This is a genomic window from Desulfobulbus propionicus DSM 2032 (assembly GCF_000186885.1).
In the GTDB taxonomy this organism is placed as follows: domain Bacteria; phylum Desulfobacterota; class Desulfobulbia; order Desulfobulbales; family Desulfobulbaceae; genus Desulfobulbus; species Desulfobulbus propionicus.
In genome coordinates this window covers 3383227-3395811 of the sequence record NC_014972.1, presented here as the reverse complement: position 1 = coordinate 3395811, position 12585 = coordinate 3383227, and the positions used below count along the sequence as shown (strand labels likewise).

Annotated in this window: 11 protein-coding genes; 2 read left to right on the top strand and 9 right to left on the bottom strand. The window is 60.9% G+C overall.

Annotation, left to right across the window (positions count from 1 at the left end):
* Nucleotides 1–53 precede the first annotated feature (53 nt).
* The 5 genes from DESPR_RS14745 to dnaG all read right to left on the bottom strand — a co-directional run bounded on the left by DESPR_RS14745 (nucleotide 54) and on the right by dnaG (nucleotide 7218).
* Nucleotides 54–1652 carry a glucose-6-phosphate isomerase gene (locus DESPR_RS14745; RefSeq protein WP_015725597.1) on the bottom strand — a complete coding sequence of 533 codons (1599 nt, stop codon included), beginning with the start codon at nucleotides 1650–1652 and terminating at the stop codon, nucleotides 54–56.
* A gap of 22 nt (nucleotides 1653–1674) precedes the next feature.
* Entirely contained in the window at nucleotides 1675–2337 is a 663-nt protein-coding gene (gene rpe / locus DESPR_RS14740; RefSeq protein WP_169701734.1) for a ribulose-phosphate 3-epimerase, read from the bottom strand.
* Between the two features lie 126 nt (nucleotides 2338–2463).
* Nucleotides 2464–3594 (bottom strand): DNA-processing protein DprA, encoded by a 1131-nt coding sequence (dprA, locus tag DESPR_RS14735; protein ID WP_015725595.1) that lies wholly within the window; start codon nucleotides 3592–3594, stop codon nucleotides 2464–2466.
* 6 nt (nucleotides 3595–3600) lie between these two features.
* Nucleotides 3601–5202 carry a sigma-70 family RNA polymerase sigma factor gene (locus DESPR_RS18815; RefSeq protein ID WP_015725594.1) on the bottom strand — a complete coding sequence of 534 codons (1602 nt, stop codon included), beginning with the start codon at nucleotides 5200–5202 and terminating at the stop codon, nucleotides 3601–3603.
* A gap of 225 nt (nucleotides 5203–5427) precedes the next feature.
* The gene (gene dnaG / locus DESPR_RS14725; protein WP_015725593.1) at nucleotides 5428–7218 is read right to left on the bottom strand and encodes a DNA primase; all 1791 of its coding nucleotides are present in this window, start codon (nucleotides 7216–7218) and stop codon (nucleotides 5428–5430) included.
* A gap of 211 nt (nucleotides 7219–7429) precedes the next feature.
* On the opposite strand from dnaG, the gene DESPR_RS14720 reads away from it, so the two are divergent.
* Nucleotides 7430–8155, top strand: a complete 726-nt coding sequence (locus tag DESPR_RS14720) for a hypothetical protein (RefSeq protein ID WP_015725592.1) — start codon at nucleotides 7430–7432, stop codon at nucleotides 8153–8155.
* A gap of 34 nt (nucleotides 8156–8189) precedes the next feature.
* Here the strand turns inward: DESPR_RS14720 and DESPR_RS14715 are convergent, their stop codons facing one another.
* Nucleotides 8190–9632 (bottom strand): DNA integrity scanning protein DisA nucleotide-binding domain protein, encoded by a 1443-nt coding sequence (locus DESPR_RS14715; RefSeq protein ID WP_015725591.1) that lies wholly within the window; start codon nucleotides 9630–9632, stop codon nucleotides 8190–8192.
* A 694-nt stretch (nucleotides 9633–10326) separates the two neighbouring features.
* Here DESPR_RS14715 and DESPR_RS14710 point away from each other — a divergent pair.
* Nucleotides 10327–10521, top strand: coding sequence for a hypothetical protein (locus DESPR_RS14710; protein ID WP_015725590.1), 195 nt, complete (start codon nucleotides 10327–10329; stop codon nucleotides 10519–10521).
* A 57-nt stretch (nucleotides 10522–10578) separates the two neighbouring features.
* Here the strand turns inward: DESPR_RS14710 and upp are convergent, their stop codons facing one another.
* From upp to DESPR_RS14695, 3 genes are all read right to left on the bottom strand, one after another.
* Nucleotides 10579–11205, bottom strand: coding sequence for a uracil phosphoribosyltransferase (gene upp, locus DESPR_RS14705; protein ID WP_015725589.1), 627 nt, complete (start codon nucleotides 11203–11205; stop codon nucleotides 10579–10581).
* A 76-nt stretch (nucleotides 11206–11281) separates the two neighbouring features.
* Nucleotides 11282–12223: a uracil-DNA glycosylase gene (locus tag DESPR_RS17525; protein WP_052302131.1), complete on the bottom strand. Its 942-nt coding sequence runs from the start codon at nucleotides 12221–12223 to the stop codon at nucleotides 11282–11284.
* 2 nt (nucleotides 12224–12225) lie between these two features.
* The gene (locus DESPR_RS14695; protein WP_015725587.1) at nucleotides 12226–12552 is read right to left on the bottom strand and encodes an FtsB family cell division protein; all 327 of its coding nucleotides are present in this window, start codon (nucleotides 12550–12552) and stop codon (nucleotides 12226–12228) included.
* Nucleotides 12553–12585 lie beyond the last annotated feature (33 nt).

Below are 12585 nucleotides of genomic sequence, written 5' to 3'. Positions count from 1 at the left end.
AAAATCATAACCTGCCGTCGCGCCAAGAAAACAGCCCCGGAACCCCCCTTGGATCAGAGCATTCCGCTTCGGCGGAGCAGGCTTTTTTCCAGGCTGTCGTCGCGCGCACTCTGCCCCTGGTCGGTTAGCAAGCCGAGGAGACGAGTGGCCAGCACCTTGCCCAGTTGCACGCCCTCCTGATCAAACGAATTGACGTTCCAGCAAAACCCCTGAAAGGCGATGCGATGTTCATAGATGGCCAGCAGTGCCCCCATGGTTGAGGGCGTCAGACGGTCGGCGATGAGCACCAGGTTAGGGCGGTTCCCGGCAAAACGGCGGGCCGGATTGGTGTCGTCCTTGCCCATGGCCAGGGCCAGGGATTGGGCGAGCATGTTGGTAATCAACTTCTGCTGCGAACTGGTTCCCTGTACCTCAAGATCGATTCCGTACTGGTTGTGGCGAAATCCGATGAATTCAGCTGGGACAATTTCAGTGCCTTGATGGATCAGTTGGTAAAAGGCATGCTGGCCGTTGGTGCCGGGCTCGCCCCAGACAATCGGGCCGGTCTGCCAGGTCACTGGATTGCCTTGACGGGTTACCGATTTACCATTGCTCTCCATGTCGCACTGCTGCAAGTGGGCGGGAAAACGCGCCAGGGCCTGGCTGTAGGGTAGGATTGCTATGGTGGCATGTCCGAGGAAATTGTGATTCCATATACCCAAGAGGGCCATCAACAGGGGGACATTCTTGCGGATATCCCGTTCCTCGGCAGCGAGATCGACGGCATGAGCCCCTTCGAGCAGCGCACGGACCGCCTCAACGCCCAGGGCGAATCCAAGCGTCACCAGGCCGACCATGGAGGTGGCCGAATAGCGGCCGCCGATGTAGTCGTACATGTGGAAGGAAGCAAGGTACTTGGTGGCGTCGTCCATGGGGCTCCCTTCGCCGGTCACCGCCACCATGTGGTGGGCGGGATTCAGCCCCGCCTGGAGCAAGGCCTCCCGAACCAGTTGTTCATTGGTCAAGGTCTCCAGGGTGGTGCCGCTTTTGGAGACGACGTTGAACAGGCAGCGGGAAAGGTCCAGTTCCCGCAGTACCGCGGCCACATCATCAGGGTCGACATTGGCGATGAATCGTGCCGAGCGTCCCGGCCGGCAATAGCGCTGTAGCGCCAGGTACAGTGCCCGCGGGCCAAGATCGGAACCGCCGATGCCCACCTGCACCATGGTGGTGAAGAGATGTCCTTGGGCATTGGCTATGGAGCCGTTGTCGACCCCTTCGAGAAAGCGGTGCAATTTGGCGAGCTGTTCCTTGGCTTTGGCGGCAGCCTTGGGCTCCCTCGGGCGTTCGGTGAACACATCGCGGCTGGCGGTGTGCAGCACTTGCCGGTTTTCGCTCGCATACCCTTCGATGCGGTTGAGCACCTCGCCCTCCTTCATGGCCAGGAAGGCATCGATCAGTCCGGCCTCGTCGGCCAGTTGCTGCAGGGCGTCGATGACTTCAGGGGTGACGCGCTGGGTTCCGTAAAGCAGATCAAACCCGCAAAAGGAAACCGCATAGTCCTCGATCCGCTGGGCGGTCAGCCCGTCCACCGCGGTCAGGTCATGGGGAGTGCGCGCCAGGGAGGCGAGTTTGGCCACGGACTTGTGAGAGGAAAAATCCTTGAGTTGCATGAGCACCTCCGTGCAGGGTTGATTACCGTTGTGCCCGTTCCTTCATCGTGTGGATGGCCGCCTGATAATCGTCGTGGCCATAAATGGCCGATCCGGCGACAAAAATATTGGCCCCGGCGTCGGCAACCCGGCCGATGGTTGCCGGGCTGATGCCGCCGTCGACCTCGATACCCGCCTCCGGATTGACCGCATCGAGCATCCGCCGCAAGCGGGCAATTTTGTCCAGGGAAGATTCGATAAACGACTGGCCGCCGAATCCTGGATTGACACTCATGAGCATCACCAGATCCACCTCGGCCAGCACATACTCCAGGGTCGTCAGCGAGGTGGCCGGGTTGAGCACCGCGCCGGCTTTTTTTCCCCTGGCGCGAATGAAGGAAAGGGTCCGATGGAGGTGGGTGCAGGCCTCGACATGGACGGTCACCCAGTCGGCGCCGGCATCGATGAAATCCTGCAGATACCGGTCCGGATCGGTGATCATCAGATGCACATCGAGTGGCAGGGTGGTTGCCGCCCGCGCCGCCTTGACGATCAGGGGGCCGATGGTGATGTTCGGTACAAAATGGCCGTCCATGACATCAACGTGGATCACGTCGGCGCCGGCGGCCTCTACGGCCCTGATCTCGTCGCCCAGGCGGGAAAAATCGGCGGAGAGGATCGAGGGCGCAATCATCGTGGAGCGCATACGCTGGTTCTCCTTGGCGGGAGGCTGGGCTCCCATGGAAAGGGATTGGTGGAAGGGTTGAATAAGCATCATACCAGAATCCTCGCGGAAAGAGCGAGATTTCAGGCGGGACGGGAGAGGAAAAAATCAATCCATGAGCCGGCGTTCGTAGAGCTGCCCCGGCAATTGCCGTATCAGACCCTTGAGCTCCAGTTGCAGGAGCAGGGTGTGAAGGTCGACAATGGGCAAGCCTGTCATGCGGACCAGGGTGTCGATGTCCCGGGGATAGGCGTCCAAGGAGAGGAGAAGGTGTTGTTCCGCGGGACTGACCTGCGGGGAAGGACCGGTTGCGGCCGCTTTCTCGGCTAGGCCGCACGGACCGGTGCCGCTTTCCCAGGCTAGGGCCTCGACAATATCCGTTGCCCCATGAACCAGATGGGCGCCCTGCTGGATGAGCCGGTGGGTGCCGGAGCTTTTGGGCGAATCAATACGGCCGGGCACGGCGAAGACTTCGCGTCCCTGATCCAGGGCCAAGCGGGCGGTGATCAACGAGCCTGATTTTTCCGTGGCCTCGACCACCACCACGCCCTTGGCCAAGCCGCTGATGATGCGGTTGCGGGCCGGAAAACGAAATCCTTCAGGCGGTGTACCCAAGGGGTATTCGGAAAGCAGCAGCCCCTGGGCGGCAAGTTCCTGGAACAGGTCGGCGTGGGCGCGCGGATAGACCACATCGACGCCGCAGCCGAGGACGGCGACGGTGGCGCCACCAGCCCGTAGCGCGCCGCGATGGGCCGCGGCATCGATGCCGTAGGCGGCACCGGAGACGATGGTGATGTCCTGGGCAACGAGCTCGGCCGCCAGGAGGGCCGCCATGCGCCGACCGTAGTCGGTGGCGGCCCGCGAGCCGATGACGGCCACAGTCGGCTGGCGCAATATCGCCAGGTCGCCCCGGCAGTAGAGCAGAACCGGCGGATCGGGGATGGTGCGGAGGAGTTCGGGGTAATCGGGGCTGTACAGGCTCAGCAGGGAAATGCCCAGCCGCTCGATCCGCTCCAACTCGCGTTGCGCCAGCTGCCGGGCAACGGCCACCTGCGCGCTGTCGGCCATCAGGGCCAGGAGGCGCGGGCCGATACCGGGAACGGCTGAAGGACGGGCACCCAGCCGCAAGGCTTCACCCGGCGAGCCTGCCTGCCGCACCAGGCGCCAGATCAGCACGCAGCCTAAACCGGGCAGCAAGGAAAGGGTGAGCCAGTCTTCGGCGTCAGGGCAGAGGGGCAAGGCGCTTCAGTCCTGGATAAAGGCTTGCAGATCCTGGCTCCTGGCCGGGTGTCGCAGTTTTTTCAGGGCCTGGGCCTCGATCTGGCGGATGCGCTCCCGGGTGACGGCAAAACACTGGCCGACCTCTTCCAGGGTGTGGTCGCAGCCGATTTCAATCCCGTAGCGCATGCGCAGCACCTTTTCCTCCCGTGGCGTCAACGACCCCATGACCTTGCACAGGCAACGTTTGAGACTTTCGGTGATCGAATGCTCCTGCGGGTCCGGATGGGCATGGTCTTCGATGAAATCGCTAAGCAGGGTGTCTTCCTCGTCATTCACCGGCGCGTCGAGCGAAATGGCGTCCTTGGCGGTTTTTAGGGCCACCTGGACTTTTTCCACATCCGTCCCCAGCTGCTTGGCCATCTCCTCGGGCGTGGGCTCGCGGCTCTCGATGCGCTGAAAGTCCTTGGAAAAGCGGAGCATGCGGTTGATGGTCTCGATCATGTGCACCGGCAGGCGGATGGTCCGGCCCTGGTCGGCAATTCCGCGGGTCACGGCCTGGCGAATCCACCAGGTCGCATAGGTGGAAAATTTATAGCCGCGTTTGTAGTCATATTTTTCCACTGCCTTCATCAGGCCGATGTTGCCTTCCTGGATCAGGTCGGGCAGCTGCATGCCCCGGTTCATGAATTTTTTCGAGACCGAAATCACCAGGCGCAAATTGGCCCGCACCAGGGTTTCCTTGGCCTGGCGGGCGGTTTCCCTTCCGATTTCGATCTCCTGTTGCACCTCGATAAACGCGGGCCAGGAGATGCCGATGGTCTCGGCCAGTTCCAGGGTCACGCGCTGCTCCACCTCGGCCGGTCGGATCTGGCCCTGTTCATCGTCCAGCTGATGATGGCGGGCCGCCAGCAGCAGTTCCTGCTGTCGGGCAACCACCCGGACCTTGTTGAATTTCTGCGCCAGTTCCTTGACTGCATCGGCCACGGAGAGGATGCCTTTGGAGCACATCCGGTAGTCGCGGAACAGCGCCGAGATCGCCTCGCCCACCTTGAGAATTTCATCGACGAGCTGCCGTTCCCTAGCCTCGTTGCCCGCGGTTTTTTTGAGCTCCAGGAACAACTCCCGCCGCTTGCCATCCAGTTCGTTGGCTTTTTCCACCTGGTCGAGAAAGGCGTCGCGCATAGCGGTCAGTTCCTTCTCGTCGTTGTCGGAAAGCCCCCGGATGACGGAATTGATCCGCACATTGCCGCGCAGCAGGTTTTCCGCTAGATCGTTGAGGGCGGTGATGCCCAGCGTCAGCCGCAGCACCGCCGATTGAATGCGGGTTTCCCCTTCCTCGACCATGCGGGCCAGTTCCATCTCCTCCTCGTGCTTGAGCAGTCGCTGGTTCCCCATCTCACGCAGATAGATATTCATGGGGTCGATGCTGCTGCCCATGCCCCGGCGGTCGCCGCTGCGACGATCCTCGCCAGCACGGCGGTCGAAGGAGGATCGGCGCTCGATACCGTTGCGCACCGCCCAGTCATCTTCAACCTCGGAAAGTGCGCCGTTCCACCTCGGCCGACTGGAACCGGGAAACCCTTCAGGCCCCAAATCGTCGTCCAGAATGTCATGCTCCGTGTCCATTATTCCTCCTCAAGAAAGCCGTCAAAAATTTTAAACCGGCGGTGCCAGGGATCATCCGTGAAGCCTCCGACAGCAAGAGGTAAAATTAGAAGAAAATTAAATGAATACAAGGAGCGGTCATCCAGGCGACACACTCGGGCGGCCGCATGAAGCCAATCTTGGAGACCAATCCAAAATACAATTTTTTGAATTAATCCGATTTGTATCTTTTTTCAACAGGTTAAATCAAAATCCCGTTCTTTTTTTTCCAATTTCCTGTTTCCGCCGGAGCAGTTCCATCAGCAGCTCCGCATTCCCGTGCTGTTGGGCCAGGTTGATCTGTTCCTGCAGGGCCGCGCCATCACGACGTTGTTGCTCCTGGTGCAGCCACTGGAGCAGTTCGTCACAGGTTCGCCGGGCATGATCGGATTCCGGTTCGATGCCAGATGGTACCTGGGTCAGGAGCTGAATGATGTAGGCCCGGATGGTTTCGTTGTCGATCGTTGTCAGCAGCTGTTCGGGCTGGCTGGGACCCGCCGCCGAGATATGCTCCACCAATTCGATCACCCAGGCCGCCGTCGAGTCGCGAAACAGCGCGGTCAGCCCAGCCGCCCGCAGTTCTTCGTGATATTCGGGGTAGAGGATGAGGAAATCCACCACCTGTTTTTCCTGTCGCGACAGGCTCGCCGATTGCGGGGTGATGGGGGCGGGGGCAGGTTTGGCCAGGGGAACCGCGGCTTTTGAGGGCACCTGGAAATAACCGGGCGCAAGTCCCAGCTTTTCACTGAAATGGGCAATCATCAGTTCCCGCTGCCCCGCATCGGCGGCTTCGGCCAGCAGTCGCTTGAGTTCGCTGACAATCCGATTCTTGCCGGCCAGGGTCAGGCCGTGCTCGCGGACCAGGGCATCAAAGGCGAATTCGGGCAGCGGCCGGGCTGCGTCCACCAGCTCGACCACCGCCTCCGCGCCAGCCTCGCGGACAAAACTGTCTGGATCGTGTCCCGGAGGCAGCAGGGCAACCCTGCCCTCGACCCCCTCGGCCAGAAAAAAGGGGATGCTGCGCATGGCCGCCTTCAATCCGGCCGCATCGGCGTCGAACAGCAGGATCACCTCGTCGCTGTAGCCGCGCAATGAATGGATATGGCTGCGGGTAAGCGCCGTTCCGAGGGGGGCCACCACGTTGTCGATGCCATGGACCGACAGCAGCAGCAGGTCAAAATTGCCCTCGACCACCAGACAGCGCCGCGCCTTGCGGATAGCCTCACGGTGCTGATGCAGACCAAAGAGCAGGCGGCTTTTGTCGAAGATGGGGCTTTCCGGGGAATTCATGTATTTGGGTTGACCGTCGCCGAGGATGCGGCCGCCAAAGGCCACCACCCGGCCGGTCATGTCGACGATGGGAAACATGATCCGCGAACGGAAGCGATCATACTGCCCCCCTTGCTCCTTGCGTACCGCGAGTCCGGCCTGCGCAAGCGTCTCCGGAGTCAGTCCCTTGGCCATCAGTTGGTCGGTCAGATAGCTCCAGCCGGCCTGTTCGGGATCCGGGGCACAGCCGAGCCGGTAGCGCTCGATCGCCGCTGTTGGCACGCCGCGCCGTTCCAGATAGGCTCGGGCTGGTTTTCCCCATTTGGGATGGCGCAGGCACTGTTGATAGACGAGGACCGCTGTCTCGTTGGCCTCATACAGCTTTTCCAGCTGGCGCAATCGCGCCTGTTCCGATTCACTCAACGGCCGCTCGGGCAGATCGACGCCGAACTTGCGTGCCAGCAATTTGAGCGCCTCGGGAAATTCCATGTGATGGTACTTCATCACAAAGGAGAACACATCCCCATGCTCGCCGCAGCCGAAGCAGTGAAAGAATTGGCCCTGAGGATTGACGGAAAAGGACGGTGTCTTTTCGTTGTGGAAAGGGCAACGGCCGGTGAAACGGCTGCCGGACCGTTTGAGCTCGACATGCTCGCCGATCACCTGCACGATATCGGCGGCATCCCTGACCATGGTTTTTATCTGTTCGCGGGAAGAGGACAACGACATACTCAACTGGACAACCTTGAAGTGATGATGGTGCGTTACAGGCCAAGCGCCGTCGATGGCGCAAGCGTCATCGCTGGAGCTTTTTTCAGCATTGTCATTTATGATGCGTTTGTACAAGTGAGAAATGCATGGGGGCTCGGCCGCGGACTCGCGGACGGCGCTTGTGCTCCCCTGATGTTTTCGTCGGACAGAGACGCAGGTGAGGTTGGGCATGCACGATATGGAAGAAATGCTTTCCCTGGAGATCAAGAAAGAGATTGCCGACCGGTATTTCGGCTTTCGCAAAATGATCGAGGACGACAGCCGGGAATATGACCAGCATGTTCTCGATGCGTTCCGACAGTTGGAAAACGAGGTCGGCTTCGATTTGGTCCGGCTCTATATCCTTCTCAACCGGGAGCCGCTGATTTACGATTTTTTTCGTCTGACCGGTCTGCGGGACCCGATTTTTCTCGATCCGTATCTGCTCCAGTCGGCCTCGATCCGCCGGCGCCTGTTCCGAGGCCAGGCGGTGCACGGCTTCACCCGCCGCTCCCGTTTTCAGAACCTGTTTTTTGATATCTACAATCGCCTCTGCGAGGGGATGGAGCACTACGGCGCCACCCTGAAGCGGCTGGTCGCGGAGGGCAGGGCCATCGCCGAAGAGATCGAGGTCTTTCACCGCAAGAACGATCTGGGCTCGATGATGGGGTTTCTCCGGCGGCTGGACAGTGGCGCCATGCACGAGTCGGGAGCGATGGCCGGCGGCCTCAACCCGCAGCGGGACAGCGCTTTGGAGGACAAGATGCGGATTACCGCCCCGCAAGGAGCGGAGACCCTGCTGCCCGCGTTCCCCCCCCTGCCTCCGCTCAAGACGTGTAAGAGCCAACTGCGGGATCTGCTGGACGCCGCCTACGCCGCCCAGGGGCAACCCGAGGTGCAGCTGTTTGGACGATGAAGGCTGGAATGGCCGGACCGTTGTCCTGTGGCGGTTACAGGCCGACCCAGTAGTCGAGCCGGTCCAGGTTGTACACGCACCCGTCCTTTCGATTCCAGGTGCAGACGCCGTGCACATCGACTCCTTGATGGATCACTGAAACCGGCCGGTCCGAGGAAACCACCACGACGATGATGTTGGCGTGCTCGGCGGTGAAGCGCAGGGCGGAGTTGTAGCGTGCCCCCCTGGCCAGGTCCTCTCCGGGGAAAGTCCGGCCGTCGAGCAGGCAGGCAAAGCCGTGCAGGTGCATGTCCGCGCCGATATGCAGCGCTCCGTCCACCTTGGCCAGGGATTTGGCCATCTTCAGCATGTAGGGCTTGCGCAGGTCAAGCGGCGGCGCCAGGGTCTGCCCGGAAATGGCCACCGGCTGGGCGTTGAGATCGAGGACCACCGTGCAGCCGTGTTTGCGTTGCTGGGAATGATGCACCAGGCTGACCACGATCTTGAGCAGGAAATAGCTGACCGACCGGTCCAGGTCGGTTTCAAGCAACAACTCTTCCAGATGGACCAGCTTGGCCTGATAGGTGGTGGAACTGAACCGGCCATCGGCAAAACTGCACACCTTGTTACGGTTGATCTTCAGAAAGCCGTGCCGGCCACGGAAATCGGCGCAGACGGAAAAGGGCGGCAGGCTATCGCCGCAGATGCCGAGGATGGCCCGGCCGTCACTGACCAAGTGGCGACCCGAGCGCTCGACGGTGAGCAGCAGTTTGCGCACATGCTTGCTGTTCACCAGCTGGGGCCGGACGCTTTCCTGAAATTTGACCAGGAAATCAAGTCGGTCGAGCATGTCGGGATCGACCACCAGCAACCTGCCCTCGGGATAGGACCCCTCCTCCCGGGTTTCGGAAATCAACAGGATCGCGTCGAGCACTGGATAAATGCGCACCGGGCTGTCCCAGCCGAGCAGCAGATTCATCTGATCAATGATATAGTCGCGCACCGCGTGGGTGGCGTATTCCTTGAGGAAATAGCCGGAAATGCCGGTGTACAAATCCTGATCGTTGGCCAGGTCGTGAGAGAACCGCCACACCGCGTGCTCCAGCCAGCATTCGGTCGGGCCGGTGGAACAGAGATCAGGGTGGTGCTCGGTGAACCATTGCTGAAAAAAGACCGAGCCGGAATAGCCGCCGTTGGAGAGCAGGCCAGCCAGTCCCAAATTCTTGATCGGAATGATGTCGGCGAACCGCTTGCGATCCTGGGAAACCAAGTCGTTGGCCCGCCATTTCTGGCTGTCCACATAGAGGCTCTTGAAGATCGGTTCATGGCCTTTGAGGAGATTTTGTGGATCGCACACCAGCATGGGGCTGTCGGGTCGCAAGGCAAAGATGACCGCGGCTCGGCTGGCGCCGGAAAAATGGGTCAACCCATCGCTCAGACCGTTGAGAAGGTCACTGATACAACGACGAAGGAAGGAGTAGGGCGCCTGCTCAATCATGGTAGTGTTGGAAAAAAGGCCGCAAGAAGCCTGTCACGGACATGTCGTTCTGCTCCTGTGGCAGGGGGATTCAGCGTGCAGGGTACAGAGACTGGTCTTGAGCGTCAAGTCGATTTCTTGGAGCGGATGGCGGCCGTCCATGGGCCATGGCGCTGAACCACCGCCGGCACGGTCACGGCAACCACCCGTTGTCCCTTGACCATCATCGATCCCATGCAAACATTGCCACCAGACCATTTTTGCAACTCAAGGAGGCGGTCATGCGTTGTATCTGTACAACCTGTGGGGCGGTGGCTGAGTCGCCGGGCCATCTGTGCAGCCCCTGCGAGGGTTCCTCCACGGGGGACTGCACCGGCAGGGACAAAAAGGGACAAGGACAGGCATGCCATGACCCTGACTTGGCGGTGCGGTATCGGTGCGCCACCTGCGACCGAATGGCCCCTGAGCCGCGACATCTCTGCAGTCCAGTGTTGCTGCGCGAATAACGGTCCACAACAACGGTTCCCGGCGCGGGTTCGCTGCGTGCCGGCGACCGGTTTGGCGGCGCGGGGGCGGGAAAAAAAACTTGGCCAACGGCCCATTCCCGCCTATCATGGCGGCACCCCATCGGGTGCTGCGGTCCGCATCTCGTTTGCGACCCGTGCGGCAAGATTCGTTCGGCACCTGGCAACAGCGCACATGCAGTGGTGATTTCATGGAAGATTTTTTGGCCGAAGAACTGATCAACATCGTCAAGAAAAACACCGCCTCGGATTTCGAAGAGGCCTTTGAGCGCGCCTTTGAGCTGACCAAGGCCTATGCCGGGTCGGCCAACGCCCAGGCCTCGGCCATTCCCTTTGTCTTTGAAAAGCTCTTCGAGCTGTTCGTCACCGGCAAAGCCCGATCCTGAGCCAAGCGGCTCGATTGCATCTCCGGGCGGCAAGTGCGCCGCCGGCAAACGCGGCGACTATTTGGTGCCGAAGATCTTGTCGCCGGCATCGCCCAGACCCGGCAGGATATAGCCATCGGCATTCAAGCGTTCATCCACCGCGGCCACATAAATGTCAACCTCCGGGTGGCTGGCCCGGAGCCTGTCGATCCCTTCGGGTGCTGCCACCAGGAAGATGCCGATGATATCCCGGCAGCCAGCCTGTTTGAGCATGTCGATGGTCGCCACCAGGGTACCGCCGGTGGCCAGCATGGGGTCCAGGATCAAGGCTTGGCGCTGGTCGATGTCCTTGACCAGTTTTTTAAAATAGGTCACCGGCTGCAGCGTCTGTTCGTCACGATACAGGCCGACCACGGATACCTTGGCGTTGGGCAGGGCCTTGAGCACCCCGTCCATCATGCCCAAGCCGGCGCGGAGAATGGGAACGATGGTGATCTTCTTGCCCTTGATGCGGTCCACGGTGGTCGGCCCCGACCAGGTATCAATGGTCACTTTTTCCGTGGGCAGGTTGCGGGTGGCCTCGTAAGCAAGCAGCATGCCGACCTCGGAGGCCAGATCGCGGAAATCCTTGGTGGATATATTTTTCTCGCGCAGAAGGCCCAGTTTGTGACGAACCAGCGGATGAGAAATTTCATGAACAGCCATCGAGTCCTCCTGAAGAAACAGTGAGAAAGGAAGAGGTGAGGGGACGATGCACGCCAAGCCGCCCCCTGCCTCGGTGCTATGTGCGGCCGGTGCCCTCCTCCTGGACGTCTGTGGACAGACGCCGCTGGATCATCTGCAGATCCTGCCAGGCGGCTTGTTTCATCGCCGGCTGCGCGAGGAGAAAGCGGGGATGGAAAGTGACCATGACCGGGATGGGAACGCCATTGGCGTCGTCCTGGCGGGCAGCGTGGAACCGGCCGCGCAGGCGGGAGATCGGCTCGCCGGTCCCGAGCACGGCGTGCGCCGCCTCCTCGCCCATGGCCAGGATGACCCGTGGCTGCACCAGGGCTATTTCCCGGCGCAGGTGAACGGTGCAGGCGTGGAGACTCTCCGGCGGCAGGTCGGCTTTGGGGCAGCATTTGATGGCATTGGTCACAACGATATCGCCGCTACCCAGGCCGATCGCGCGCATCATGTTCCACAACATCACATCCTCCTGGCCGCCAAAGAGGATGGTCGGAGAATATTCCCCCTCTTGCCGCGAATGGCCGCCGATAACCAGCAGGCGGGCAGGGGCGGTGCCGGCGGCAAACACTACGCCCCACCGGTCAGCGGCGAGCGGGCAGAGGCGGCAGACTTCGATGTCACGCCGCAACACCGAGAGTCGGTCGCTTTCTGTTGGCGGCGGTTGGCCTGCCGTCGCCGTGGCGGCGGGTGCCGTTTTCTTGCCCACCGGGGCTGCGGTCGGCGCTGGTGGCCGCATGCGCTTTTTCTGCTCGTTGGGCCGCGCCTGTTTGGCGCGGACAAACGTCCCCAAGCCGGGTGTCAGCGGGTAATGGCTGATGCCCATCTGCTGATGCAGCCGCAGCAAGGTGCGCACCCCCTCTCCCAAGGCCAGGAGGGCGGCGCGGTCGGGCGTGCCGTGACGGTCGGTTGCGGTTTCTTCAGAGGGCACATCCCCTCCCTGTGGCTGGCGCGTGATCTCGCTCGGATCGGCGCGGCCGCCGGGCACCGACATGGTCATTGCTTTTTTTTCGGCGTCTCGAACTCATAAACCGTTTCATTTTTTTTCAGCAGACCGTGCTTTTTGCGCGCCACCTCTTCCAGGTAGGTGTCGTCTGATTGCAACCGCTTGATATCCTCGGAAAGTTCTATGTTCTTGGCCTCGAGTCGGGCATTTTCCTGGGTCAGGGTGACGATTTCCTGTTGCAGCTTGCGGTAATGGAAAAAACCGCGTCCTGGAGCGAACAGTATCCACAGCAGGGAAAAAAATACCACCACCGCGCCTAGAATCCACAGTATCCGTCTGTCGTGCCGCTTGTCGTCCTCTTTGTTACGTATTGCCATGGAACCTCGATGCAATGAACCGCTTTACCTGCC

Bases quoted from the DNA above. Each gene is read 5' to 3' on its own strand.
- DESPR_RS14745 (WP_015725597.1), bottom strand. From the start codon at position 1,652: ATGCAACTCAAGGATTTTTCCTCTCACAAGTCCGTGGCCAAACTCGCC.
- dnaG (WP_015725593.1), bottom strand. From the start codon at position 7,218: ATGTCGTTGTCCTCTTCCCGCGAACAGATAAAAACCATGGTCAGGGAT.
- DESPR_RS18815 (WP_015725594.1), bottom strand. From the start codon at position 5,202: ATGGACACGGAGCATGACATTCTGGACGACGATTTGGGGCCTGAAGGG.
- DESPR_RS14715 (WP_015725591.1), bottom strand. From the start codon at position 9,632: ATGATTGAGCAGGCGCCCTACTCCTTCCTTCGTCGTTGTATCAGTGAC.
- DESPR_RS14695 (WP_015725587.1), bottom strand. From the start codon at position 12,552: ATGGCAATACGTAACAAAGAGGACGACAAGCGGCACGACAGACGGATA.
- DESPR_RS17525 (WP_052302131.1), bottom strand. From the start codon at position 12,223: ATGTCGGTGCCCGGCGGCCGCGCCGATCCGAGCGAGATCACGCGCCAG.
- DESPR_RS14720 (WP_015725592.1), top strand. From the start codon at position 7,430: ATGCACGATATGGAAGAAATGCTTTCCCTGGAGATCAAGAAAGAGATT.
- DESPR_RS14710 (WP_015725590.1), top strand. From the start codon at position 10,327: ATGGAAGATTTTTTGGCCGAAGAACTGATCAACATCGTCAAGAAAAAC.
- rpe (WP_169701734.1), bottom strand. From the start codon at position 2,337: ATGCGCTCCACGATGATTGCGCCCTCGATCCTCTCCGCCGATTTTTCC.
- upp (WP_015725589.1), bottom strand. From the start codon at position 11,205: ATGGCTGTTCATGAAATTTCTCATCCGCTGGTTCGTCACAAACTGGGC.